Source organism: Bacillus sp. PK6-026 (assembly GCF_054161455.1).
Map to the genome: position 1 here is coordinate 3,453,614 of NZ_CP096418.1, position 26,580 is coordinate 3,480,193.

At 47.2% G+C, this 26,580-nt stretch carries 25 protein-coding genes; 5 read left to right on the forward strand and 20 right to left on the reverse strand.

Features of this window, described 5'->3' with window-relative positions; genetic code table 11:
- The first annotated feature begins 103 nt into the window (after nt 1-103).
- A complete protein-coding gene (locus M1D59_RS17670) occupies nt 104-1,084 on the forward strand; it encodes a M23 family metallopeptidase (RefSeq protein ID WP_023856191.1) in 981 nt (326 codons plus the stop codon).
- Between the two features lie 46 nt (nt 1,085-1,130).
- Here the strand turns inward: M1D59_RS17670 and M1D59_RS17675 are convergent, their stop codons facing one another.
- The 8 genes from M1D59_RS17675 to M1D59_RS17710 all read right to left on the reverse strand — a co-directional run bounded on the left by M1D59_RS17675 (nt 1,131) and on the right by M1D59_RS17710 (nt 7,914).
- Nucleotides 1,131-1,244, reverse strand: coding sequence for a methionine/alanine import family NSS transporter small subunit (locus tag M1D59_RS17675; protein WP_075213876.1), 114 nt, complete (start codon nt 1,242-1,244; stop codon nt 1,131-1,133).
- The gene (locus M1D59_RS17680; protein WP_245117695.1) at nt 1,241-2,770 is read right to left on the reverse strand and encodes a sodium-dependent transporter; all 1,530 of its coding nucleotides are present in this window, start codon (nt 2,768-2,770) and stop codon (nt 1,241-1,243) included. The genes M1D59_RS17675 and M1D59_RS17680 overlap by 4 nt, the downstream gene beginning before the upstream one ends.
- Nucleotides 2,771-2,955: 185 nt before the next feature.
- A complete protein-coding gene (gene yunB, locus M1D59_RS17685) occupies nt 2,956-3,732 on the reverse strand; it encodes a sporulation protein YunB (RefSeq protein ID WP_023856193.1) in 777 nt (258 codons plus the stop codon).
- A 67-nt stretch (nt 3,733-3,799) separates the two neighbouring features.
- Complete coding sequence (locus tag M1D59_RS17690) at nt 3,800-4,105, reverse strand: YunC family protein (RefSeq protein WP_023856194.1); 306 nt, start codon at nt 4,103-4,105, stop codon at nt 3,800-3,802.
- Between the two features lie 79 nt (nt 4,106-4,184).
- On the reverse strand, nt 4,185-5,540 hold the full coding sequence (locus M1D59_RS17695; protein WP_025809804.1) for a bifunctional metallophosphatase/5'-nucleotidase: 1,356 nt from the start codon (nt 5,538-5,540) through the stop codon (nt 4,185-4,187).
- 19 nt (nt 5,541-5,559) lie between these two features.
- Nucleotides 5,560-6,381 (reverse strand): sulfite exporter TauE/SafE family protein, encoded by an 822-nt coding sequence (locus M1D59_RS17700; RefSeq protein ID WP_025809806.1) that lies wholly within the window; start codon nt 6,379-6,381, stop codon nt 5,560-5,562.
- 17 nt (nt 6,382-6,398) lie between these two features.
- Nucleotides 6,399-7,250, reverse strand: a complete 852-nt coding sequence (locus M1D59_RS17705) for a DUF72 domain-containing protein (protein ID WP_020452851.1) — start codon at nt 7,248-7,250, stop codon at nt 6,399-6,401.
- A gap of 130 nt (nt 7,251-7,380) precedes the next feature.
- On the reverse strand, nt 7,381-7,914 hold the full coding sequence (locus M1D59_RS17710; protein WP_256163552.1) for a hypothetical protein: 534 nt from the start codon (nt 7,912-7,914) through the stop codon (nt 7,381-7,383).
- 88 nt (nt 7,915-8,002) lie between these two features.
- Between M1D59_RS17710 and M1D59_RS17715 the strand changes: the two genes are divergently transcribed.
- Nucleotides 8,003-8,587 carry a TetR/AcrR family transcriptional regulator gene (locus M1D59_RS17715; protein WP_020452853.1) on the forward strand — a complete coding sequence of 195 codons (585 nt, stop codon included), beginning with the start codon at nt 8,003-8,005 and terminating at the stop codon, nt 8,585-8,587.
- Between the two features lie 353 nt (nt 8,588-8,940).
- Here the strand turns inward: M1D59_RS17715 and M1D59_RS17720 are convergent, their stop codons facing one another.
- A complete protein-coding gene (locus M1D59_RS17720; protein WP_149169286.1) occupies nt 8,941-10,167 on the reverse strand; it encodes a pyridoxal-phosphate-dependent aminotransferase family protein in 1,227 nt (408 codons plus the stop codon).
- A gap of 164 nt (nt 10,168-10,331) precedes the next feature.
- Here M1D59_RS17720 and M1D59_RS17725 point away from each other — a divergent pair, with 164 nt between their 5' ends.
- Nucleotides 10,332-11,930 carry a PucR family transcriptional regulator gene (locus M1D59_RS17725; RefSeq protein ID WP_023856199.1) on the forward strand — a complete coding sequence of 533 codons (1,599 nt, stop codon included), beginning with the start codon at nt 10,332-10,334 and terminating at the stop codon, nt 11,928-11,930.
- A gap of 100 nt (nt 11,931-12,030) precedes the next feature.
- On the opposite strand, the gene M1D59_RS17730 is transcribed toward M1D59_RS17725, so the two are convergent.
- The gene (locus M1D59_RS17730; protein ID WP_020452856.1) at nt 12,031-13,227 is read right to left on the reverse strand and encodes an MFS transporter; all 1,197 of its coding nucleotides are present in this window, start codon (nt 13,225-13,227) and stop codon (nt 12,031-12,033) included.
- A 180-nt stretch (nt 13,228-13,407) separates the two neighbouring features.
- Nucleotides 13,408-14,814 (reverse strand): YfcC family protein, encoded by a 1,407-nt coding sequence (locus M1D59_RS17735; RefSeq protein WP_023856201.1) that lies wholly within the window; start codon nt 14,812-14,814, stop codon nt 13,408-13,410.
- A 242-nt stretch (nt 14,815-15,056) separates the two neighbouring features.
- Between M1D59_RS17735 and M1D59_RS17740 the strand changes: the two genes are divergently transcribed.
- Both M1D59_RS17740 and M1D59_RS17745 read left to right on the forward strand, forming a co-directional pair.
- Entirely contained in the window at nt 15,057-16,103 is a 1,047-nt protein-coding gene (locus M1D59_RS17740; protein WP_231692430.1) for an anthranilate phosphoribosyltransferase, read from the forward strand.
- A gap of 79 nt (nt 16,104-16,182) precedes the next feature.
- Nucleotides 16,183-17,004: an endonuclease I family protein gene (locus M1D59_RS17745; protein ID WP_268462223.1), complete on the forward strand. Its 822-nt coding sequence runs from the start codon at nt 16,183-16,185 to the stop codon at nt 17,002-17,004.
- A gap of 126 nt (nt 17,005-17,130) precedes the next feature.
- Here the strand turns inward: M1D59_RS17745 and M1D59_RS17750 are convergent, their stop codons facing one another.
- From M1D59_RS17750 to sufD, 9 genes are all read right to left on the reverse strand, one after another.
- Entirely contained in the window at nt 17,131-17,970 is an 840-nt protein-coding gene (locus tag M1D59_RS17750; protein WP_020452860.1) for an FAD binding domain-containing protein, read from the reverse strand.
- Between the two features lie 222 nt (nt 17,971-18,192).
- Nucleotides 18,193-19,314 carry an NAD(P)/FAD-dependent oxidoreductase gene (locus M1D59_RS17755; protein ID WP_096748308.1) on the reverse strand — a complete coding sequence of 374 codons (1,122 nt, stop codon included), beginning with the start codon at nt 19,312-19,314 and terminating at the stop codon, nt 18,193-18,195.
- Between the two features lie 64 nt (nt 19,315-19,378).
- The gene (locus M1D59_RS17760) at nt 19,379-20,239 is read right to left on the reverse strand and encodes a DMT family transporter (protein ID WP_020452862.1); all 861 of its coding nucleotides are present in this window, start codon (nt 20,237-20,239) and stop codon (nt 19,379-19,381) included.
- Between the two features lie 30 nt (nt 20,240-20,269).
- Complete coding sequence (locus tag M1D59_RS17765; RefSeq protein ID WP_023856206.1) at nt 20,270-20,653, reverse strand: hypothetical protein; 384 nt, start codon at nt 20,651-20,653, stop codon at nt 20,270-20,272.
- 693 nt (nt 20,654-21,346) lie between these two features.
- Nucleotides 21,347-21,790, reverse strand: coding sequence for a hypothetical protein (locus M1D59_RS17770; RefSeq protein WP_105979840.1), 444 nt, complete (start codon nt 21,788-21,790; stop codon nt 21,347-21,349).
- A gap of 400 nt (nt 21,791-22,190) precedes the next feature.
- Nucleotides 22,191-23,588: a Fe-S cluster assembly protein SufB gene (gene sufB / locus M1D59_RS17775; protein ID WP_020452865.1), complete on the reverse strand. Its 1,398-nt coding sequence runs from the start codon at nt 23,586-23,588 to the stop codon at nt 22,191-22,193.
- Nucleotides 23,589-23,606: 18 nt separating this feature from the next.
- Nucleotides 23,607-24,053, reverse strand: coding sequence for a Fe-S cluster assembly sulfur transfer protein SufU (gene sufU / locus M1D59_RS17780; protein ID WP_020452866.1), 447 nt, complete (start codon nt 24,051-24,053; stop codon nt 23,607-23,609).
- On the reverse strand, nt 24,043-25,263 hold the full coding sequence (gene sufS / locus M1D59_RS17785) for a cysteine desulfurase SufS (RefSeq protein WP_026580079.1): 1,221 nt from the start codon (nt 25,261-25,263) through the stop codon (nt 24,043-24,045). Before sufS ends, sufU begins: the two co-directional genes overlap by 11 nt.
- Nucleotides 25,263-26,576, reverse strand: coding sequence for a Fe-S cluster assembly protein SufD (gene sufD, locus M1D59_RS17790; RefSeq protein ID WP_023856210.1), 1,314 nt, complete (start codon nt 26,574-26,576; stop codon nt 25,263-25,265). The genes sufS and sufD overlap by 1 nt, the downstream gene beginning before the upstream one ends.
- Nucleotides 26,577-26,580: the final 4 nt, after the last annotated feature.

Below are 26,580 nucleotides of genomic sequence, written 5' to 3' on the forward strand. Positions count from 1 at the left end.
AGAGCTTGATTAGTCAAGATGGAATTTCTAACATTTTCTTATTATCGATTTCCGCAGATGTCACAAACTAACCGTATTCAAACTGAAAGGAGCTAAGGACACTGTGAAAGCTGTATTATCCGTTCTCATCCTCCTTTTGCTCATATCGCAGCCGTGCGCTCTTGCAAAGGAGAAAAAAGAGCCCGATCTGCAAAAGAGAATGGCCCTTTATCATAAAACAGAAGCTGCAACCCATATTCCTTGGTATGTTTTCGCGGCTGTCGACCAATACGAAATCAACATCCGCAAAAACCGCAAGGACTTGCCGAAGCAAAAAGGGCACACCGGGATATATATTCCGCAAAGCGTGTGGAGCGGACCTGAAAACCCCAACCCGAAAGATACATCGCCGCTCAGCATCAAGGTTTTTGACGGAATTGGAATGGACGGAAACGGAGACGGACTGGCGGAACCGGATCAGGATGAAGACGTCCTTTATACGTTTGGACAATACTTGTTGACATACGGAAGAGACATAGAAAATATCCGCATCGGCCTGTGGGAGTTTTACGAAAGGGATCAGACGGTCGGCATCATATCAGGCTTTATCAGGCTTTTTCAAAAATACGGCCACATTGATTTGAGCAAGCACGCCTTTCCTCTTCCCGTAAGATCAGATTACAGCTATAGAAGCACATGGGGAGATGCCCGCGGATTCGGGGGCAGGCGGATTCACGAAGGGACGGATTTGTTCGCCCATTATGGCCTCCCCGTCCGGTCGACATGCTACGGTATTGTTGAAATGAAAGGCTGGAACCGTTTCGGCGGTTGGCGGATCGGAATCAGAGATATCAACAATACGTACCATTATTTCGCTCATTTGAACGGATTCACAAAAGGCTTGAAAGTGGGAGAAATCGTCGAACCCGGCCAAGTGATCGGCTCGGTCGGAGCAACGGGATACGGGCCGCCGGGGACATCGGGAAAATTCCCGCCCCATCTTCACTACGGCATGTATAAAGACAACGGAAGAACCGAATGGTCTTTTGACCCTTATCCTCATTTAAGGGCATGGGAACGGAAAGAGCTTCGAAAGAAAAAATAAAAGACATCCCTATTTCAGAAGAATAGGGATGTCTTCTTTTCAGAGATTAACCGGCTTGGCTTTTCTTGCTTTTCACAACCGCATTGATGATGCTTGCGGCCAAGCCTCCCCAAATAATGACGATGCCGATAACCATCATTGTTATAGATGCGCCGTTCATGAGGAAACCTCCTTGTCCTGTTGAAATGGCGTATATTTCAATTCGTTCTTCCATTTTGAAAGTGAAAGGATAAATCCGGCTGCGATCGCTCCAACAGCGACGCACCATCCCCATTTCAGGAGAAACTCTACCGGCAGATCACCGTAGGCCGTTGTGATATTCGTCTTGATATTATCAAACATCATATACCCCAGAACAATCGGCGTGACGACGCTCAGGCAGATTCTCCACCAGGCGCCGAGCTGAATGTCGGAAACCGAATTGGCGTGAGCCTGCAAAGCTTTCAGCTCTTTCGCAAACCATGCAATCACAACGACTTCGATCAATCCGGCAAGCGCCACTCCGAAATTGTTGATAAAGTAATCGGCTGCATCGAGAAAGAACAACCCGCCTTTTGTCGCAAATACGAGCGAACACATTGCAGCAGCCCCTCCACCGAACAGGACGGCTTTCCGCCGCGGAACGTTGAACTTATCCTGAATCGCGGCAACATATGTTTCAGAGATCGAAATGAGAGACGTCAGACCTGCCAAAACTAGCGAACCAAAGAATAAAAATCCGAAAAGCACATTAAACGCCGGAAACTCATTGATGATTTGCGGAAAGACGACGAACGCCAAACCGATTCCGGAAGAGACGACCTCTTTAACTGGAACGCCCTGCTGCGCGGCCATAAAGCCCAGCGCACTGAATACCCCGATCCCGGCCAGCAGCTCGAACGACGAATTCCCGAAGCCGGTGATGAACGCATTGTTTGTAACATCGGATTTTTTCGGCAAATAGCTGGAATACGTAATCATGATGGCAAACGCGATCGACAGACTGAAGAAAATTTGGCCGTATGCCGCCACCCAAACTTTTCCGTTTGTTATCTGGCCCCAATCAGGCGTGAAAAACGCATTCAGCCCTTGAGCAGCCCCGTCAAGTGTAATCGAATAAATGACGATGATTAAAAATAAGACCACAAGCAGCGGAATGAAAATGCGGTTCGCAATTTCGATTCCTTTTTTGACTCCGGCAAATAAAATGCCTAAGGAAACAATCCAGACAATCGCGAGCGGAATCAGGACGCCCGGCACGAAGCCTCCGAATTGCCCGATGGCTCCTCCTCCAATATCAACTCTGTTTAAATATTCAGTCATTAGAAAATTTTCTGTATCTTTACCCCAGCCTAAATTGAAAGAAAAGACAGTGTAAGAAATGGCCCATGCCACGATCACGGCATAATACGTCGAGATGACAAATGAGATGGCGACCTGCCACCAGCCGATCCACTCCTTTCCTTTCCCCATCCGGGCATAGGATAGCGGGGCTGAGCCCCTGTATTTATGGCCGATTGTAAATTCCATGATGAGAAGAGGGATTCCTGCTGTCAAAAGCGCGAACAAATATGGCAGAAAGAACGCGCCTCCTCCGTTTTCATAAGCTACAGCCGGGAACCTCCATATATTCCCCAAACCGATCGCAGAACCGACAGCTGCTAAAATAAAACCCGCTCTTGTTCCCCATTGCGGACGACTATCCATAAGCTTCCTCCTTTACCTTATTGAAACATCTGAAAACAATGAATTTTCTAACAATTATTATTATTGAATAGTATATACAGTCTTTTTGCCTAAGTCAAAGTATTTTTTTAAGAAAATAGACACATTCTGTTTCCAGGACGCAAAAAAAAAAGCATTCTGCCTGATGTGTGCAGAACGCCTGGAAATCATTGCTTATTTTGTTCCTTTTTTTGTTCTGTTTTTTCATCCTTTGAAGGGATTTGAATCGATGGCGCCGTCTGGCTGCCGTTGCCGCTGTAGAAGTCGGGTACTTCGCCGTGCACGGCTTGAATCGTTGCCGGAATCGTATTTTTAACAACCGCCGTTTTTGTCGCAAACGGTATGACGACACGGACCTTGACTTCGACAAGAACACCGACATTTATTAAAGCATTATTAATTCCATATGGTTCGACACTATGTTTAAAATCTGTAAAGACATCCCCCACAACATTAAGCCGTACAGGTATTTTCGGCCCTAGGTTTCCAAGAAGCGTGTTTCCCGTTGCCTGACCTAGAGGAATATTATAGATTACACCATCATTCTTACCTTCGGGAGTTTTCGCAGAAGAATTAAATTCTTCGGTTTCTGTTTCCTTCAGCTTTTCGTGAAGTTGTTTCGTAATTTTCGAATGCATACCACGAAGACCATGAGAGTTGAAATCAATTGTTGTTACTTTTCCATTTTCATTCGTCTTCATTTCTACTAGATTTTGCACATTTTCATCTTGGCTCATATAATCCTCGACGGCTTCCTGGATGACGTGCGTCGCAATCCGGTTCGTTTCCATTTCAGCGATGTTCAGAAGCGTCGGTTTGATGGATGAGTTGATGATCAACAGGCTGATGGCCGTTGAAAAAATAAAAAATACAAACGAAAGCAGCATGACATATCGAAAAGGCAAAGGTCCTCTTTTTGACAGAGGGCCGCGAAATCTTCGCAAGCAAAATCCCCCCTTACATCACAAGTGTATGCTTGTAAGAGGGGATATACGATTCAATCAGACAACTTTATTTCACCATTTTTAAAAGGGCTTCTTTTCCGCTCATTCCGGGATGGATGCCGAGCTCTCTGGCCGCATCGGTTACAGATTCGAGCGGCGCTTCGAGAAGCTGATCGATCGTCCGCACGCCGACGGCTCTGGCGGCGACGATTTTCCGTTCTTTTAATTTATCATTCAGCAGGGCGACGTCAAGCGCTCCGCACATAATATATCCATGGTCATTGGTTACCGCCATAAAGTTCGTTTTCGGCAGTTTGACCGTTACAGCCGTAAACGGCTGATCTTCTATCATAATCGGAGTTAAATTTACCATCGCGATCCCTCCTTTACCATTAATGTATGATAAAGCGGGAGACATGTTCCGGTTTACCCCGAATCTTAAAGCATCTGTATTAGAACCGGTTTGCTTTTTTAAGCTTCCAGGCGAGCAGATCGCGCAGGAATTCAGGCATAAAGTACTCGATATCTTCCGCATCGCGGATCGCCGGAAACAGCGTTCCGAGTGTAAACATATCAATCGTGGCGATCGTGTAGAACGCATCATCTTCAATGTCCGCTCCGTTGACAGAGAGCTTTTCCGGGTCAAGGCCGGCATACAGCATTTTCCCCATCACTTCGCCGCGAAAACCGAGCCCTTTAATTCGCAGTTTCTCGGTTTCTTCCGATGATGCATGGAAGATGACCTCTTTCAGCTCACGTCCCGTCAGCTTCAGTTTGACCGGATTAATCGGATGCGGACAGATGCGGTGAACATCCGCTTTCGTCACCGGGCCTTGTGATAGAGACTCCAGTACAATGCCTGAGTTGACCATTCCGATTTCCGCCTCACACCATTCCTTTAAGGCGTCTGCCAGCATTTGCGGAAGGGCGCTTCTGCGGAACCAGGCGGTTTCAAGGGTGTTGTCCAATGTCGCAATTTCTTCTTCAAGCAGATGTCCGGCTTCTTTCTCTTTTTCCTTCAGAAAACGAATCGTCTCCTCTGATTCTTCGTTCCATTCTGCCGTCTTCATAACGGTTGCTGTGATGTTCTCAAGCGTTCCGTTATACGTCAGTTCAACATGACCGACATAGTTCCCGTATTTTTCAGCGCAGGCCAGCATAACGCCGTCTTTCATCATCCCTTCTTCAAGCAGGTGATGGGTGTGGGAGCCGAGAATCAGGTCGATTTCGGGAAAAGCCTCCGCGACGCGCTGATCATCCAAAATGCCGAGGTGTGAAAGAAGAATGACAGTATCGGCTTTTTCTTTGATTTCACTGAGCATCTCGCCGATGCTTTCAAATGCGTCTGCAACCGTCCAGCCAAGCTGCCGGTAGATCGGATAATACGGGACTGTCACACCGAGAATGGCAAGAGTTGCGCCGCTCTTCACCTTTTTGAGCACATACGGTGCTGCCCAGCCGGGCCTCTTCCCTTTTTCGTCAAACAAATTGGAAACAACGACAGGAAACTGTGCGTTGTCATAAAGTGTATCCAGCTCCTGATGCGGCAGTGTAATTCCTTCATTATTTCCGATCGTTGCAGCATCATACTGCAGACGGTTCAACAGCTCCACATTCGCTTTTCCGAAGGTGGCCTCAGATATCGGATGGAATCTGTCGACATGATCGCCGAGGTCGAACAAAAGCACTTCTTCCCCCTGCTCTTCATGTTTTTGTCTTTGTGTCTGAATATAATCGACGATTTTCGGCCAGTTTTCAAAATGGCTGTGCAAATCGTTCGTATGGTAAATATGGAGCTTTTCCGTCATGCAAATCTCTCCCTAACGTTTAACTAAACACGCCTTGATAGATTAATCTGATTCCGATGATGATCAATACGAACCTCATGATCAATACGATCGTCTTTGTTTGCATCTTTTTATTAATGTAGGCGCCGAGCTGTCCGCCAAACCAGGCGCCCGGGATCAATGCGAGCGCATAAAGCCAGTTGACATGGCCCGCGATGACATGGCCGGCAGAGCCGGCGACAGATGAAAGGAAAATAATAAACATCGATGTCGCAACGGCGACCCTTGTCGGAAATAAAAACAGAAGAATCATCGCCGGCACCATCAGCGAGCCGCCCCCGATGCCGAAAAGCCCGCCGAGGAAGCCGACGACAAAGGCGATCGCGATTCCGGCTAAAGGATGATATGAATACGTATATTCCTGTCCTTCATCCCCTGTGAACGTTCTGATAACGCCCGTATGCTTTTTCTCGGCAGGTTTCACCCTTTTCTTTATCATTAAGGAAAGGGAAATGAGAATCATAAAAATCCCGAACCATAGAGAAAACGAGTCTGAGCTGAAATATGTCGATACATGGGCACCTGCGATGCTGCCCGGCCCCGAGCCGATGAAAAAAATAAGACCGCTTTTATAATCTACGGTTTTATACTTCATATACGCAATCGTTGAAGAAAGCCCTGTAAATATGATGACAACCAGCGATGTGCCGACCGCCATTTGCGGTGTCACATGGTCAAAGAGCGTCGGCAGCCCCGCCAGAAAAAGGAGCGAGGGAACGATGACGATCCCTCCGCCGAGCCCGACAAGACTGCCGATGGTTCCCGCGATAAATCCGAGTATGAGCAAAATAAGATATTCCATAAAATAAGTCCTCTTTTCTAGCTGAATAAATCGAGCTGCCTTGGCGTAAGCCCTTTGTATTCAATATCGAGCAGCTCCTTCATTTGCTTCCCGTTTTGAGCCGCATCACCGCCTGAATTGTTATTAAACAGCACGTAAACGTTTTTCGACTGCTGTTCAAGCAGCTCAAGGTTTTTCTTCCAGTCTTTTAATTCTTGTTCATTATATAAATATAAATATCTGACCTCACGCCAATTTTGCCCGGAAGACGGCCTTAACCAGCCTTCCTTGTTGCGGCCGTGAAAACGGACGAGCGTTTTCCTGCTGTCAGTCGCATGAAGAACCGTCGGTATGCTGCCTTCGCCCGCCTGGGGTTCATCGCAAATGCTGTGAATCCATTGCTGTTCCTCCATAAAAGCGAGCGTTTTGTCGTAAAACTGGGGCATAAACCATGACCGATGCCTGAATTCAAGCGCACACGGTATATCTCCCATTTTCTCTTTTACCCATCTTAAGTAATTGACGTTTTCTTTTTTGCAATCAAACCATGGCGGAAACTGAAAGAGGACCATCGCCAGCTTGCCCGCTTTTATGTATGGCGTTAACGAAAGCTTAAAAGCAGCAAACATGTCGTCTTTCGTTTCAAAGGGGATTTCCCCGCGCTGATGCCCCGTCATTCCCTGATATGCCTTAATGATAAACTGAAAGGTTTCCGGCGTCTCCTTCACCCATTTTTCATTGTTCCGCTCGGGCTGAATCGCGTAAAAGCTCGCATCAAGCTCGACGATCGGAAAATGCGCCGAATAGTGGATCAGCTTGTTTTGACTGCTTGTCTTGGGCGGATACAGGCTGTCATGATCCCCCCATCCTGTTAATCCAATATAAATCAATGCAGTTCACCTCTTCCTTTAGTTTATCACAGGTTTTTTTCGAAAACTTGATCCAGGTCTGCTTGTAGCATTTCCTTTTTCAGCGGCGGAATACTTGAACATGAAAAAGAAGCCGGATGTCCGGCTTCTTTTAACGGGCTTTCTTCGGAAAAAGGGTAAAGCTGAAACTGTACAGAAAATCGATGGCAAGGATGATCGACCATAAAGAAGCGATGCGGATTAACGGTTCCGTTCTTTCCGGGTCGCCGATGAACAGATGCATCCCGGCCAGCAGCGCCGCCCCGATCAGCCATGCGATAAAATGCCGCAACCAGCCTTTGCGCTCTTTTTTGGCGTGTTCCTTGCCGTACTGCGGGCCTTTGTCAGGCTTCGGACCGCCGGCAAAGCGATAGGCGAACCTTTCATCCGCCCATTTGATCATGCGGCTTCCGAACGCGATGCTGACGCCGATATAAACGGCGGCGAGGGCGTGCAAAACATCCGCTTGCGCCCCATTGTACAGATCAAGCGCCGTTGCAGCCAAAAGCAGCAAATCCAAAACCGGTGTGCATGCAAACATGATCAAACCAGCCTTTTTCCAGCCTGCCATATAGCGAAACATAAGGCCAAGCAGAATAAAAATCCAAAAACCGACCTCACAAGCTATAATCAATAAACCAATCACCTTTTATCCGCCTCTCTTTTTAACACATTTGTACTAAAAAATTATAACACATATGTATTAAATAATACACCCGTGTTATAATGTGTGTATGCCAAAAATAGTTGATCACGAAAAACAAAAAGAAAAAATTGCCGAAGCGGTGTGGAATGTGATTCACAGAGATGGACTTGAACATTGCACCGTCAGAAATGTCGCTAAGGAAGCCGGGCTTTCGGCCGGATCGATGCGCCATTATTTTCCCCAACAGTCTGAGCTTTTCATTTATTCAATGAGGCTTGTGGCAAACCGGGTCAAAACGCGGATTGAGAGCATGACATTTAACGGTACACCGGCTGAGAACGTCAAACAGCTTCTTTTTCAGCTTATGCCTCTTGATGAGGAGCGAAAACTGGAAATGGAGGCATGGTATGCATTTACGGCCAAATCGCTCAGCGATCCGGAGCTCAAACCGTTAAGAAAGGAGATGAATGAAGGCATTTATTCAGCCTGTAAATCGGCTGTTGAAATGCTGGTGAATACCGGTGCCAAACCGGGGATCGATGTTCTAAAGGAAACCGAGCACCTGTACGCCCTTGTCGACGGGCTGGCGCTTCATTTGATCATGGCCCCTGAAAGGCTGACGGCTGAAATGATCGATTCTGTATTGGCCGGTTATTTAAGATCGTTGGAATAGACACAGATCGATCGGATTGCACCAAAAGAGACTTACACAAAACCACGGAAAAGCAGGCCTCTCAGCCTGCTTTTTTTGATTAATTCTCTTGTTTTAGATTCTCACGGATGTCGCAAAATTGTTTTTTTCTGGTCATCCCACAAAAAAGAGCCTGATCACAGGCTGCTTTTTGCGCTTCAGTGAACCGCTTTTGCTTCTCTTTCGTCTGCCTTAAAAATGTATTGACGCACTGCCGTCAAGCACGCCCGGCTCAGCAATCAGCCCGCCGAGCCGATATCAGTTTTCCTTACGCCTTCCGGGCACACGACGGAAGCGCCTTTCAAAAGCAAGTCAAACGTTTTCATGAGATTAGCCTACTCATGATAGAAATCCAGAGCCGCCTGAAGCGCATTTCCCGGCGATACTGAAGCACCTGTGCGAATGAGAACCGCTTCGAGAGCAGCCAATGTAAAAAGAACATTTTCTTTTCGGCAGCTGTACCCCATTGTCCCGATTCTCCATATCTTTCCGGCCAGCGGTCCGAAAGAGCTGGCGATTTCGACGCCGAAGTCGTCAAGCATCATCTTCCTGACAAGGTCCGCGTCAACCCGATCAGGCACTTTCACACAAGTGACGGTCGGCAGCTTTTTCCGGCCTTCCGTAAACAATTCGAGACCCATCGCTTTGATGCCCTTGATTAGCGCTGCTTCATGCAGCCGGTGTCTTGAGAACCGCTCGCGGAGCCCCTCCTCAAGAACGACCCGCGCTCCTTCACGCAAACCGTACAGCATCGAAGTCGCTTCTGTATGATGATTGAGGCGCCTCGGGCTCCAATAATCCATCAGCATGCCGAGGTCAAAATAATTGCTGGAAATCGGCAAGCGTCCTGTTTCAAGCTCGATATCTTCTCTTGTGGCAATGCCACGTTCTACCTTTTTCCTTTCATTGATGCGCTTTTCAACCCGGCTGTTAAATGTGATCGGCGCCATCCCGGAAGGAACGGATAAACACTTTTGCGTACCTCCGACGACCGCGTCAAGGCACCATTCATCCGTATTGACATCCGTGCCGCCGATCGTAGCCACCGCATCGACTACACAAAGCACATCAAGCTCCCGGCAGGCCCGGCCGATTTCTTCAAGCGGCTGAATGCATCCCGTTGACGTCTCGCCGTGCACAACCGCGACGATCTCCGGTTTCGTCCGTTTGATTTCGGAGATGATATCTTTCGATTCAAAAACGTCTCCCCACGGGCATTCCATTGTATAAACATCCGCCCGGTACCGTTCGCAAATTTCGGCCAGCAGATAGCCGAACCGTCCGAAAATGGGAATGAGCACCCGGTCCCCCGGTTTGATGAGACTGGCAAGGACGGCTTCAAGCCCGGCCCGCGATGTCCCGTCTATCGGAAATGCCCATTTATTTGTCGTTCGGAAAATCTGCCGGAGCAGCGCCATGACGTCATTCATCATGTCTGTAAATGCAGGATCGAATTGTCCCAGTACAGGTGAGGAAAGCGCCCTCAGCACTCTCGGATGAACCTCGACAGGACCGGGAGTCATAATTGTCCGTTTCGGAATATTCATTTCGCCAATTGTCATGTGAAGAAACTTCCTTTCTTTTTTCTTGTTATATTTCTTTACAACTCTCTATATAAATACAAGTTTACTGGTAACATGAAAAATAAACATCGGCATAAATGTCACAAATCCGCTCATTTTTTGTTGATAATGACTAAAATGACAAAGGAGGTCTGTACAGATCAATGAATATCTATGACATGATGAAACTCCCCGTGTTTAAAGGCGCAACGCTTGCCGCCGGAAAAACGGGAGGGACCCGGAACATCGAACACATCAATATGATGGATGCGCCAGATATTGCCGATTATCTGCATCACGGCGAGCTCCTCGTCACGACCGCATACCATTTAAAGGACCGGCCTTTTTTATTGAAGGAATTGATTGAAAGGATGATCAGGCGGGGCTGCGCCGGACTCGGCATCAAAACGCGCTTTTTGCAGAAAATACCCGACGAGGTGATCAAGCTTGCCGACGAGCGGTCATTTCCGATCATCGAGCTAAATAAAGATGTCCGCCTCGGTGATATTGTCAATCATACACTGAGCCATATTTTGGACAAACGGACGGCAGAACTCGAACAGGCCATCACCGCCCAAAAAAAGTTCACAACCCATATTATGAGCGGAAAAAGCATTCAATCGCTCTTGCATAACGTCTCTGCTGTTTTGAAGCTTCCCGTTCTTCTTTTCAATCAGCATCTCAAGCCGATCGCCTCCTCAAAAGCGGATGCCGCCGGGACGCTGTCGCATTATGAAGGAATATTTCAAAAAGGAAACAGAACAGGGCTCACCTGTTTTTCAACACTTCCCGACCAACAAACCTATTCGGTATTTCCGATCTATACTCATGAAAAAAAATGCGGCTTCCTCGTTGTCTGCGGAATGATTTCCCCTTCAGACAAAGGCTTGCTGTTAACCCTCGAACAAGCCGCCAATGTCATCGCCTTTGAGCTGCTGAAGGAAAATGCGCTCAAACAATATTTGCGAAGAGCACGGAACGAGTTTTTCAGCAATTTTTTGGACGGCGCCTTTTCCTCTGCTGAAGAAATTAAAAACCGGGCCAAAGAATTTCAGCTCAAGTGGGATCAAAAATATGTGTGCATTGCGGGCAAATTGGACCGCCGCGAAAAATCGCTCAGCTTCACGGAAAATCAGCTTGAATCAGATTCCGTGTTCGAACGCCTGGAAGAAGAGCTGGTTGACTTTCCGTTCCCTCCGCACCTTTTCACAAAGGGAAATGTCTGCTTCCTGCTGGCCGAAGCGACGGACAGCTGGGCTGAACTGAATGCAGACGTCAGCGGATTTTTAAAGACGTTTCAGCGTCATGCAGCGGAGCACTTTCAGCGGACAATCTCTTTCGGAATCAGCAACCTCAGCCATCAGCTGAGCGACGTTCCGCACATTTGCAAAGAAGCCGTCGACGCGCTCCACTCCGGCCATTTGTCCGGCAGCACCGAGTTCATCCAGACGTACCATATGAAAGACGTCTCTGAGCTTTTGCGCATGATTCCGGCTGATGATTTGAAGACATTTTACACGCATGCACTGCATCAGCTTGCCAGCCTGCCGAAGGATGACCAGGGGCTCCTGCAAACATTGTCCGTCTATCTGGAAACGCACTGTCAGATTTCTGAAACAGCTAAGCGCCTGTATGTCCACAGAAACACAGTCATCTACAGGCTTGAAAAATGCGAAGAATTGCTCGGGAAAAGCCTGAAAGATGCGGACACAACCCTGCGCTTGAGACTGGCGCTCAGAATTCAAATGCTGCTTGGATTGTGAGAAACTCCAACAGCAGCAACCGGGGAAAGTTAAGCCATACCGGCATTGCTGATGATTAGACATTCATCATAGAAAAAAGCCGGCATATGTGCCGGCTCCCTTATACTTTTTCGGGAATTGCGCGCGTCTGCTGCTTCCGCCCCCAGCTGACTGCCGCCAAAAAGCTGAGCACGAGAACGACCGCACCAAAAATATATGGAATTTCCACGTTCACATCGAATAACAGACCAGCCACCGTCGGTCCGACAATGTTGGCAAGGCTCATAAACGCATTGTTCATGCCTGCGGCAAAGCCCTGTTCATCACCGGCCATTTTTGAAATCAGCGTATTAATTGCCGGACGAAGGATGGACGTCAGCATGAAGAAAACAATTGTTGCACCGAAAACGAGCCAGTACGAACCGGCAATCGAGCAGACGGCAAGCGCTGCGGCTGAACCGATCAGCGTCATGTTCATCAGCTTTTTTTCGCCGAAGCGGTTCGTCAGCATCCCGAGGGCCACCGCCTGGACGAACACGCCGATCAAGCTTGCCGCTGTAATGACAAAGGCAATGTCTCCCGGTGTAAAGCCGTGCTTATGATCGACATAAAGGCTGAATACCGCCTCAAAATTCATGATCCCGAAGTTCAGGATGAACACGAGGACAAACAGAAAAGCATACGGCGATCGCAGCGCGCGCGCCATTTGCTTAGGAAGCGGTTCGCGCTTTTGAGCGGAGCGGCGCTTTTCAAGCATCTTTTCTTGACTGAGCGTTTCCGGGAGGACAAAAAGCGATAAAACCGTCGCCAAGCCGGCTAATCCGGCTGACACGTAAAACGGAAAAGTGAGCCCGTACGCAGCCAAATATCCGCCGGCTCCCGGACCGATGACAAAGCCGAGAGACATCGCGGCGCTGATCAGCCCCATCCCTTTGCTTCGATCCTTTTCCGATGTGATGTCGGCGATGTAGGCAAACATGGCCGGCACCAAAAACGCCGCTCCCGCTCCGCCGAGAAGGCGGGAAACAAACAGCAGCCACATCTGGCTCGCCAAGGCGAAAAGCAACTGGGAAACCGCAAACGCACCGATGCCTAAAATGATCATTTTCCGTCTTCCGTATTTATCGGTCATTTCCCCGGCAACGGGCGAAAACAGCAGCTGGGTAATACCCGAAGCCGCAATCAGCAACCCGAGCGTGCTGCCTGACGCGCCGAATTCTTCTATAAACGTAGGCATGAGTGGAATAATCAAGCCTATACCAAGCATAACGATGAACACGTTCAGCATGAGAATATACAATCTGGCCATTTTTTTCATCCGCGGATACCTTCCTTAAAGCCCGATAATACCGGACAATCTTAAATTCGATCAATTACTAAATTAGTATATCCACAGATAGGTTCAAAGTCTAGTTTTTTCATATTTTTGCATATTTTTTCTTCTGAAGGAATGATGGGAAAATAAAAAAGCGGAGGATTCCCCCGCCTTTTTATCCATTTACGACCAGCCGACAGCGTTAGCAAACAGCAGGAAAAGCACGGCCGCTCCCATCCAGAGGCAAAACAGCGGAAGGATGAATCGCAGCCACTTGTTCCAGGCAATCCGGCTGATCGCAAGCGTCGCCATAAAGTAACCCGATGTCGGAAAGACGATGTTTGAAAAACCGTCGCCGAATTGGAAAGCCAGAATTGCCGTCTGCCGCGTAATTCCGACAATATCAGCCAAAGGCGCCATAATCGGCATCATTATTAAAGCCTGTCCGCTTCCGCTTGGAACAAAAAAGTTAAACAGCATCTGTGTGAAAAGCATCGCCGTAACCGTTAAATAAGAAGGAAGCTGTGAGACCGCATGAGACAAGCCGTAAACAATCGTATCCATGATCTGCCCGTCGGCCATAACGACCGCAGCAGCTCTTGCAATGCCGCAAATCATCGCCCCGACGAGCACTTCTTTAAAGCCCTCATTAAAGGACTCGGCAATGTCTCTCGAGCTCATGCCGGCAATGTAAGCAGGAATGATGCCGAGCGCGAGGAAATAGCCCGCCATTGTCAGCATATCCCACCTGAAATAAATGACACAGCCAATCAAGCCGGCAAACAACCCAAGCGCCGCGATACCGGCCCATTTCACCCGTCTCCCTGCTTTAAAAGCAGGCACCGCTTCGACTGCTTCTTTCCCCGTCAGGCTTTTTTCAGGATGCGCCCTGACCTTTTCCGCATATTTGAGCACATATACAGCGGCAATCGCCGTAATGACAACAAAGATGACCGCCCTGTACCCCATCCCTGAATAAAGCGGGAGACCGGAAATCATTTGTGAGGTTCCTACGGTAAAAGGGTTTGTCAAAGCGCTCGTAAAGCCGGCGATCGTCCCGCACAACGCAATTGCTGCTGCTGTCATCCGGTCATATCCGAAAGACAGCAGCAGAGGAAGAATAACAGGGACGTAAACGATGGAAAGCTCAGGCGTCCCGATAAAACAGGAAATGCCGGAAAAAACGAATATTAAGACAGGTGTAACGAAAACCGGTTTGTTCCTGAACTGACCCGCCAGCAGACGGACACCGAGCTCAATGACAGACGCTTTCCGCAGAACGGCAAAAGCGCCGCCAATCACAAATGTAAACACGATAATCGGGGCCGCTTCTGTCATCCCTTTCGGAACAGCCGTAAGCAACCCCAAGATATCAACCGGCGTCTGTTCGATCCGTTTGTAGGACGCCGGATCAATCATTTCCCTGCCGTCCGGACTTTCCACCCGTTCATATTCGCCCGCCGGAATCACATATGTCATAAGCGCCATTAGACCAATCATGACAGCCAGAATGACATAAATATGCGGAAATTCCTTTTTGCTTTTTTCTTTCTTGTTCACGTCTTCTGTTTTGTAAGCCGGCATTCCCATTTTCGATCATCCCCTTTTCCATGTTAACTTTTTTAACATATTAAATGATTACAGCATTAATCGCATTGAAAAATCCTCTAAATTTCAGCATGTTTTCAGTTAAAATACCTAAATCTACACGGCCAATCCAGAAAATCGTCATATTTTCTATCAAGTATTAAGCCGACAATCTCGACTGTTCCTTTTCTGCATTTTCATGTAAAGTCATAAGAAAGATCAGCATGTAAAGGAGAGAGTTCACATTGCAACAGTGGATTAAAGAAGTCGCAAGAGGAAAAAGGGGCGCCCGCGATTTAACTTATGAAGAGGCCAAACAGGCTGCAGAAGCGATCGTTACGGGAAATGCCAGCCCCGTCCAGACCGCCGCATTCTTAATAGCGGAGCGGATGAAAACAGAGTCCCCTGAGGAATTGCTCGCGTTTACCGAAGCATTGCGGAACAGCTCGAAAACACTGAACCTTTCCAAAGCTGTAAAAGATGCGGTCATCGATTTTGCGGGACCTTACACAGGAAGACATTCTTTTTTAGCAACCATTCCTGTCTCGCTCCTTCTCGCAGGAAACGGAGTCCCCGTGTTTCTCCACGGCAGTGATGCATTGCCGCCCAAATATGGAACGAGTGTAAAAAATGTCCTAGACAAACTCGGAATCCCCTCTGAGACTGATCCTGCGCAAACGGCACACTCACTGGAAGAGGCCTCAATCGGATTCGCAGCCGCCGAAACATTTTGCAAACCGTTTGTTCGGATGAGGAAAATTCGCGAAGAGATCGGCGTCCGCACCGTGCTGAATACAGCTGAAAAACTGGTCAACTTCTCTGATGCCGACAAGCTCATGATGGGCGCGTTTCACCGGACGGCCATTCAGAAAATGCATCCCGTTTTTCAGCACTTGACGTACAAAGAAGTGTTCATTGTCCAGGGGGCGGAAGGCTCGGAAGACGTACCGGTCCACAGAGGCAGCTTTGTGTTTACGATAAAAAACGGCGTGATCGATTCCTTTATATTAAAGCCGGAAAAATTCGGGCTTTACGCAGATGAAGCAAAGCTCAACAAACCGCTGTCTGCTGAGGAACAGGCGGAAAAAATAACGGCCGTTCTCGCCGGAGATGAATCGGCCGATACCGAATACGAAAGAAAACAAGTCATCATGAATACCGCATTGCGCTATTATTTGTTCGGACACTGCGCGGCCATTGAAGAAGGCGTCCGAACGGCGGAAAAACAGCTGAAAGAAAAAGCCGGCCTGGAAGCCCTCGAGAGGTGGAAAGCTTCATTTACAAGACCGTAAGAAAACCGTAACCAAAATGATATTTCCTTTTCATGAAAAGATTGGATAATGGAAGAAATGAAAAGGAGGGAATCGAAAGATGAACCGAAAGTGTCTCATACCGTTTATTTTGATGCTGTCAGCGATGTGCACGCCCACCCAAAACGCAGAAGCCTTCCAGTTGTTTTCCTTACACGTCCAGCCCCATCAGTCCTCGGCTCCGGCGGATTACTATGAACAGGCGCAAGGCAAAACAGGCGAAGCTTTAAAACAAGCGCTTCACGACACAATCGACGATCATAGAGAGCTTTCTTACAGCGAGGTATGGGAAGCGCTGAAAGCAACGGACGAAGATCCGGCCAATCGAAATAACGTGATTCTCTTATATTCCAGAGAGTCGCGCTCTAAACAGGCGAACGGGGGGCAAACTGGCGATTGGAACCGCGAGCACGTATGGGCAAAATCGCACGGTGATTTCGGAACAAGCAAAGGACCCGGAACAGATTTGCATCATCTCAGGCCCAGCGATGTGCAAGTAAACGCCGCCCGCGGAAACCTTGATTTCGACGAAGGCGGCAGCCCCTATCCCGGTTCTCCCGGAAACCGCTATGACGGCGATTCCTGGGAACCTGACAAAAGCATTAAAGGCGATGTCGCCAGAATGATTTTCTATATGGCGGTCCGCTATGAAGGGGACGACGGCCAGCCGGATCTTGAAATGAACGACACAACGAACAACGGATCTAAACCGTACCATGGAAAAATGTCGGTTTTATTGAAATGGCACCATGAAGATCCTGTCGATGCCCTTGAAAGAAAGCGGAACGACATCATCTATCAGCAATACCAGCATAACCGCAATCCATTCATTGATCACCCTGAATGGGCGGAGGATATTTGGGGCTCAGGCGTTTTGAATTGAACAAAAAAAGCGCCTGCCCGGCGCTCTTTTTTTAAACCTCTCTTTTTTTGTTCAGCACACCGATTTTAGGGCCAGTTCAAATTCATGGTATCCCGCGAGCCTGCAAATATTGGATTCAAGCGCTTGTCAAAACGTCTCCTTCTTCAGCATGTCGAGAATGTCAAACAGCGTATGTTTGATGACAAATTTGCGATACTCAGCGGAACCCTGCGCATCGTCCAAAACAGGGCCGGGAAAGCGGCTGATCGCCTTTTCCACCCTTTGATCTACAGGGAGCGATTCGTCATTCAACGCAGATTCCACTTCTGATGAACGAAACGGAAAAGGGCAGACACCGCTAAATGCACAGCGGACGCGTCCGTCTATTTCAAGAGCTGAAATCGTCGCCAAAGGATATCCCGTATCCCATTGCTGCCTCACTTTTATGCTTGCAAAAGGCTGATGAAGATAGCGTTCTTCAATCAAAAGGAAAATAAGGATTTCTCCCTTGTTCAGCTTCAGCTGCTGATCGAATACGTCGTGAATCAAATAGCGCTTTTCCCCCTTGTCTCCGATCGTCACCACTTTGCTGTCGGTTAATAAAAAAGGCAGCACTGCTTCGCGGTAAAAGATCTGCCCGCAAATATTACCGCCAAGCGTAATCTTATTGCGCGCCGTATGGTCGGCCACTTCCCTTACCGCTTTGCTCAACAATGGAAAGCCGCCGTTTTCCGTGATCTCTGTCAATGTTAATGCTGAGCCTAAAGCGAGGTGGCGCCGTTCAAATTGCAGAGTTCTGCACTCAGGTATGTCTTTAATATCGATAACGGCATTTGGATGAATCACCCTCAGCCGTCCTGGTATTAAATGTTCTGTTCCGCCGGAAAAATAAGCCGGCTTTTTCCCCTTGCGCTCCAAGCTTTGAAAGAGCTTTACCGCTTCCTGCGCAGATTGGGGCCTGTAATACTCAAAGTCAAACTGGATCATGGCGACCCTCCTTTTACTTTCCAAATTTGTTCGGGAATCAGAGGCGGCCGATTGAACCGAACACCTGCCGTTCAAAAAAACCGGCATGCACTACGAAGAAAGTCATATGGTTTTCTCAAAATTTTCCTCCATGGATTTATATTGAAAAATTTTCTATTTTAAAACTGTAAACAAGAAAAAAGTTCACTCTAGCTTCGAGTGAACTTTTTTTTGCAACATGATTCAACTTTCAAGCGCGCCGGCCGGATCATATAAAGCGATATCAAGCTCAGGCTCTTCTCCCAAGGCGAGCCTTGCCAATTCCGCGCCAAGGTAAGGACCTGACGTGAGCCCTGAAGCGCCAAGGCCGTTGGCAACAAGCAGCCCGCAAATGTTCGGCAATGAGCCGATCACGGGGAGAAAGCCTGGTGTAAACGGCCTGAATCCTACACGCGTCTCAAGCAGCTCACTCAATTCCAAACCCGGCGCAACAGCAAGCGCCTTTGAGAAAATTTCGTGAAGGCCGCCAGCCGTTACCCGAAGATCATCAAGCTCCGCTTCATTTTCGTGAGTAGCGCCGGCAACGATCCGGCCGTCTTCAAATGCCAATATGTATTGGTCATTCGGAGGCATCACAACAGGCCAGCTGCCGGTATCCGCCTCCGGAAGACGAAGATGAACAATCTGCGCTTTTTGGTGGCTGACTGAAAAACGCACGCCGAGCGGCTTCAAAAGCTCGTCCGCCCAAGCGCCCGCTGTGACCAGCACCTGATCAGCGTATATTTTTTTGTCCGCTGTGGAGATCCCTGTTACCCGGTTTCCTTCATAGAGCAATGAAGCGTTTCCGGCAACAACTGAAGCTCCGTATTTCTGTGCGGCATTCACAAGTGAGCGGCGGAGCAATTTTCCGTTTACGCGCGCGGCGCCGCTGATATGAACCGAGCCGTACCCCTCTGCCAAAGGCGGAAATAAACGCTTCGTTTCCTCATGGGATAAACGGGTGATCTCGCCGATTTCAGGCGCATCCTTGCGCCTGAGATGCGCCCGTTCTTCCATTTTCTCCAGCTTTCGCTCGTCTGTATGCAAGCTGATAGCGCCTGTCCGTTTATACCCCGTCTCCGATTCTCCGTCAGTTTCAAGCTGCTTGATTAAATCGGCGTAGTACGCCGCTCCGCCTTTTGCAAGCTTGTACCATGCCTGGTTTCTGCGCTGCGAAAGCCAGGGGCAGACGATTCCCGCCGCGGCATCTGTAGCCCTTCCCCGCTCTCCGCGGTCAATCAAGGTCACTTCCGCGCCCTTTTTTGCAAGGTGATAAGCGGCAGAAGCGCCGAGGACGCCCGCTCCGACTACAATAAAAGATTTCATGATTAACACCTTTTTCATTTCTGTTTATTTACAAATATAACGGATCACATCGATGGAACACAACCTAACCAACGGCTACCGATATCACGCCAAGCACCATAAAGACAGCCGCGACAATTCTAAGCCGTCCGAAACCTTCAGATAAAAGAACCGCCCCCATCACCGTTCCGATTAAAATGCTGATTTCCCGAACCGGTGCCACATAGCTGACCGGAGCAAATACCATGACACTCAGCGCCAAAATATAAGCCAAAGAGTTAAAAACCCCCACCCCGACAGCTTCCATCCGGTGATGCTTCCACTCAAAGCGGACTTCGCTCCAGCTTTTCGCGGCAAAAGGAGTCAATATGATCAGACGGCCGAGCGTATTGCAATAATCAAGCAGCAACGGCGGAATGAGAAACCGGCTGACCGCTGCTTTATCAAGGAGGGTATATGCGGCAATAATACCGCCGACCGCCAGCCCGTAAAGAACCGGTGTGAGCGAGCCTGATTCTTTTAACCGCTTGACTCCCCCTGTGAAAAAAAGAATGCTGATCACAATCAAAAGAATCCCTGTTATTGCGGGTAGCGTCAATGACTCGCCAAAAAAGGCGACCGCCAGCACACAGGTGAGCAGCGGGCCAGTTCCTCTCGCAATAGGGTAGACGAGGGAAAGGTCGCCCTTTTTGTACCCTTTTTGAAGAACAAGAAAAAAGCCCAAGTGTGCAAGGATGCTCGCCATGATAATGGCAAGCTGCCAGATGCCGATCTCAGGCTTTTCATATATGACAACACCTATGGCCAACGGCGTGTAGACAACGGCTGCAATCGCTGTGAACAGCCAGATAAATGGAACGCCTCCATCGGCTTTTTTTGAAAGGTAGTTCCATGATGCATGGATAAATGCAGAACATAATAATACACAAAAACCCACGGCAGTCATTACACAGCCCTCCGTTCATCATAATGGAGCTCAATGTTTGATGACAATGTAGCGCTTCAATTCCCCATGCCATTTCTTTCCTTTAACAGCATCCACCCAGACGTCATACTTGCCCGGTTTCAGCTTTTTCGTCGGGAAGCTCACCCGAAAATGAGATTTTCCGCGTGTTAAATGAACATCTCGATAGATCAGGACAGTTCCTTTTTTATTGATCAGCCGGACAGCGATCATCGTTCCCGTAACAGGACTTTTTCCAGTGACAACGATCGAAGTGGCTGATTTCGTATATGTATTGGCATCCGTCCTGAATTTCACCGCGCCTTTGGAAGGCATAGCAAAGGCTTCTGTACTCCCGGCAAATGCGGCCAGCAAGAAAACAGCGGCTGTCAACACAGCCTTTTTCAACATTTTCACTGGTCATATCCTTTCTTATACAGTATGAATGTCACATGCTATACCCTTCATTATACATGACAATATGATCTAATAAAGATATTTTACAAGAAGATCCTGTTCTTCTTTTAATGGACAAATACCGTATAAGTGGGTGAAAGAATACAGGAGGTCATTTAATCATTTATATTAAAAATCTTTTTTATTCCAAGGGACACTTCTTTAATGCGGCCCCTTCTGAAAATTTTATTAAACTTTCTTCAATAGTAAAACATATTTAAAAGTCAGTCATATCTTTATCTTCATCAGTTATTGACAACCTTTTTTACTTGAGCCTGAACATATTTCGAGATTGAATATTATAACCCCGACACCTGCTTTTTAATTAGTTCCACGAAGCTTAGATGAGGATCTCTCGCTTTATTAAGACACTCTCCCTAGCCAGCTTTCATTCGGTATACTCTCTTAAATAAAATAAACAATAAACCATGACATGGTTTGGGCAATTAAAATTGGCTGAGAGATTAATCATTGTTTCTTATATATTATTCTCTTGAAATTAATGTTCTAACGCTGCTAGAGAGCCTTGTCAATAAAGGTTATCATATTGCTCCATTACTTTTCTTATAGATTAATTTTAGCTATGTTTGATAAAAGTACCATAAATGATAAAAAACGTCCTCCCTTTATAAAAAGAAAGGACATTTTTAAATGTTATTGTTTGTGAATATGTATTACATTAGACCATACCTCTGGAGATATATATCTTGATTTATTCCATAATTGTACACTTACTACACTATCCCGGCCCTGTTTTTTGTACAGTGGAATATCAACAGATAATTTTTTAATTGGGGTTTTATAATTAAAAGATCCGGAAACACTAGGCGCTACCCAAGTATATAATCCAAGAGGTCGTAGACTCGCCTCATAATGTAATTTTCCGCATTTTCCGTTTTGCTCTATAGTAAAATCTACTGTTTTTGCCTTTTTGGTATAAGTTGTGGCATCAGTCCATATTCTAACTTTGCATGATGAACCTAAATCACTTACTTTTTTCCACGAAGTGGTTGAAGCCTCTGCATTAGCAGGATTAATAAATATAAAACTTACTATTACGGCAAAAGATAAAACTAAAATATTCGTGATTTTTTTCATATATACTCCTCCTCGTTATTTTTTATATTTTACCACATATGCTTATATACGTGTACAAATTCGACAAAATTATACAATTATAGTGTAATTTAGACATCAATATTTTTTTAGGCAGCTACTCTCTACAACAAATATTAAAATTACTTTTTTTAACATGGATTTTCTTTATATTATAAATCAATCATATTCCCAAAGAGAACTGAGGAAATGTGATGAAATATTTTCTATCCAAGAGTGTTCGGTCGAACATAAAAATGATAACAAGGAAAAGAATAATATTTATTCTTTTCAAATATAAAATAACCGCAGATACATACCTCCATGACCAAAAAGTCAATAGAGGTATATCTGCGGTACACAACATATAAAATTATGCGGGTGCAATCAAATTGAAATCTGATTAACCAATAGACCCTTCCATCTCAAACTTGATCAAACGGTTCATCTCAACCGCGTATTCCATCGGCAGTTCTTTCGTGAACGGCTCGATGAAGCCCATGACGATCATTTCTGTTGCTTCTTCTTCAGAAATGCCGCGGCTCATCAAGTAGAAGAGCTGCTCTTCAGATACTTTTGATACTTTCGCTTCGTGCTCCAATGAAATGTTGTCGTTCAAAATTTCATTGTATGGGATTGTATCAGAAGTTGATTTGTTGTCCATGATCAGCGTGTCGCATTCGATGTTTGAGCGGGCGCCTTCGGCTTTGCGTCCGAAGTGGACGATTCCGCGGTATGTGACTTTTCCGCCTTGTTTTGAGATCGATTTTGAAACGATTGTGGATGACGTATTTGGTGCAAGGTGAATCATTTTCGCACCGGCATCCTGATGCTGTCCTTTTCCTGCGAGAGCGATAGAAAGCGTCATGCCCCGCGCGCCTTCGCCTTTCAGGATAACGGCAGGATATTTCATTGTCAGCTTGGAGCCGATGTTTCCGTCGATCCATTCCATTGTCGCGTTTTCTTCACAGACCGCACGCTTTGTCACAAGGTTGAAGACGTTGTTCGCCCAGTTTTGAATCGTTGTATAACGGCAGTAGCCGCCTTTTTTAACGATGATCTCAACAACCGCGCTGTGAAGGGAGTTTGTTGTATAAACAGGTGCTGTACATCCCTCTACATAGTGAACGTGAGCGCCTTCGTCGACGATGATCAGCGTCCGTTCGAACTGTCCCATATTTTCTGAGTTGATGCGGAAGTATGCTTGCAGCGGAGTATCAACTTTTACGCCTTTTGGCACGTAGATGAATGATCCGCCGGACCATACCGCAGAGTTCAAGGCCGCAAACTTGTTGTCAGTCGGCGGAATGACTTTTGCCCAATGCTCGCGGAAAATGTCTTCATTTTCTTTGAGGGCGCTGTCTGTGTCTTTAAAGACGATCCCTTGAGACTCAAGATCTTCTTTCATGTTATGGTAAACGACTTCTGACTCATACTGCGCAGATACACCGGCCAAATATTTTTGCTCAGCTTCAGGAATTCCAAGCTTGTCAAATGTTTGTTTGATTTCCTCAGGAACTTCGTCCCATGATCTTTCTGAACGCTCAGAAGGCTTTACATAGTACGTGATTTCATCAAAGTTCAATGAGTTTAAATCTCCGCCCCATTGCGGCATTGGCATATTGTAGAAGTGTTCAAGAGATTTCAGGCGAAAGTCGAGCATCCACTCCGGCTCTTCTTTCATGCGTGAAATTTCCTCAACGATTTCTTTTGTCAATCCCCGCTCTGAACGGAAAATGGAAACGTCTTTGTCGGCAAAACCGTATTTATATTCGCCGATATCCGGCATTTTCTTAGCCATCCATTTTCACTCCAATCTTTATTCGTTATCGCTGTTTTCTTTGGAAACGCCTTTTTCAAGGGCTTTCCATGACAATGTTGCACATTTAATCCGGGCCGGAAATTTTGAAACGCCTTGCAGGGCTTCAATATCGCCTAAATCGATCGAATCGTCGTAGTCTTTGCCCTGCATCATATCTGAAAAGATCTGTGACATCTGAAGGGCTGTCTCCACGTCTTTCCCTTTGATCGCCTGTGTCATCATGGACGCAGAGGCCATTGAGATTGAGCATCCTTCGCCTTCAAATTTTGCATCTTCCACTTTACCGTCTGTTATCTTCATCGTCAGTCTGATTCGGTCACCGCATGTCGGGTTGTTCATATCAACAACGATGCTGTCATTTAAAACCCCTTTGTTTCTCGGGTTTTTGTAGTGATCCATTATCACCTGGCGATACAGTGTATCCAAGTTCACATTAAAAGACATTTGTGAAATACTCCTTTGTCTTCTGAAGAGCTTCAATCAGTTTGTCGATGTCTTCTTCCGTATTATACAGATAAAAGCTTGCTCTTGCAGTGGCGGAAACGTTCAGCCATTTCATCAAAGGCTGTGCGCAGTGATGACCGGCTCTGACGGCGACCCCTTCTGCATCAAGCACGGTTGCCACATCGTGCGGATGAACGTCTTCAAGGTTGAATGTCACGAGTCCTGCACGTTCGGCCGGACCATAGACAGTCGCGCCTTCAAGCTCTTTAAAGCGCTCCAGGGCGTAGGCCGCCAAACGGTGTTCATGCGCCAATATTTCGTCAAGTCCGATGTCTTCAAGGAAGTCAATCGCCGCTCCCAATCCGATCGCACCGGCAATGATCGGTGTGCCGGCTTCGAATTTCCAAGGCAGCTCCTTCCAAGTCGATTCGTAAAGACCGACAAAATCGATCATTTCTCCGCCGAATTCTGCGGGTTCCATGTTTTCAAGCAATGCTCTTTTTCCATACAATACCCCGACCCCGGTCGGACCACACATTTTGTGGGCTGAAAACGTGTAGAAATCGCAGTCCAAATCCTGGACGTCAATTTTCATGTGAGGCGTGCTTTGCGCACCGTCTACGACCATGACCGCGCCGTTGTCATGCGCGATTTTGGCTATTTCCTTAATCGGGTTGATCGTACCGAGAACGTTTGAAACATGCGCAGCCGAGACGATTTTTGTATTTTCCGTCACCGTTTCCCTGACATCGTCCAAGGAAATGGTTCCGTCTTCCTGAAGCGGAATGTACTTCAGCGTGGCGCCGCTTGCTTTGACAGCCTGCTGCCACGGAATAATATTCGCATGGTGCTCCATCGGTGTAATGACGATTTCATCACCAGGCTTGAGGTTTGCGCGGGCATAGCTGAGCGCAACCATATTCAGGGCCGTTGTCGTACCCCTTGTAAAAATAATTTCCTGCATCGACTTCGCGTTTATAAACTTCCTGACCTTCTCACGAGCTCCTTCATATCCATCCGTTGCTTTCGTTCCTAATGTATGAACGCCGCGATGGACATTGGAATTGTAAGAGTTGTAATACTCATCAAGCGTCTCGATGACAACGCGCGGCTTCTGCGAAGTTGCCGCGCTGTCCAAATAAACGAGATCGTGTCCGTTGACCTGTTGGCTGAGAATCGGAAACTGTTCGCGAATATCTTTGGCATTCATTATTTTACTTTCCTTTCAATCACAGAGACCAGCTGCTTCTTCACGCCTTCGATCGGAAGTTCATTGACAACCGGTGCGAGGAAGCCGTAAATGACGAGGCGCTCTGCTTCTTCTTTTGGAATTCCGCGGCTCATCAAATAGTAAAGCTGAACCGGATCGACGCGGCCTACGGATGCAGCGTGCCCTGCCGTTACATCGTCTTCATCGATTAACAGGATCGGGTTGGCGTCGCCGCGCGCTTTTTCACTCAGCATAAGAACGCGTGATTCCTGCTCTGCATTTGATTTTGACGCGCCGTGCTCGATTTTTCCGATGCCGTTGAAGATCGAAGATGCGGAATCTTTCATAACGCCGTGTTTTAAAATATAGCCTTCTGAATGCTTTCCGTGATGAATGATTTGCGTTGTAAAGTTTTGAGTCTGTTCTCCTCTGCCGACGACAACCGTTTTCGTATCGCCGAATGTGCCGTCTCCATGCAGATTTGTCGTGTTTTCAGAAACGGTGTCTCCGTCATTCATTAAACCGAGCGCCCATTCAATTTTGCTGTCGCGTCCGAGTGCAGTTCCGCGGCGGCTGACATAAGCCGTCACCCCAGCGGAAAGGTTGTCGACCGCACCGTATTGCACGCGGGCATTCGCGCCTGTGATCACTTCTGACACGATGTTAAAGACCGCTTCCTTAGGGTTCACAGTGCTGATGTAGTTTTCTACATATGTGACTGCACTGTTGTCATCAGCAACGACAAGTACATGGTTAAAAAGCGTTGTATCATTGCTTTCATGGACATAAACAGCTTGCACCGGCGCTTCCAGTTCGACGTTTTTCGGAACGTAAAGGAAGGCTCCGCCGTTCAGGAGGGCTGCATGCAATGCCGTTAATTTATGCTCATCGGCTTTTACGCCGTCTTTCATAAAGTATTTTTTGACCAGCTCGCCGTGTTCGCGGAACGCAGTATGAATATCTGTAAAGATGACGCCTTTATCCTGCAGCTCTTTTGAAAGAGAAAGGTAAGCCGGCGTCTGGTCTCTTTGGACATAAAGCGTTTTGTCTTCATTTCCAAGATCGATCAGCGATTTGACCTCATCTGAAAGATCATCCAAAGAATCAAGCGGTTTATTTTCTACAGTATGCTTATCAAACCGTGTAAAATTCCAATTTGTAATTTTCGTTTTATCAGGTTTCGGCAGCGGCAGATCTTCTGCTTTTTCAAGCGCTTCTAAGCGTAGATCTTGCAGCCATGCAGGTTCCTGGTGCTTCTCAGAGAAGCTTTTGACATATTCCCGATCTACAGATAGTTTTGTTTCCAATGTCATGTTT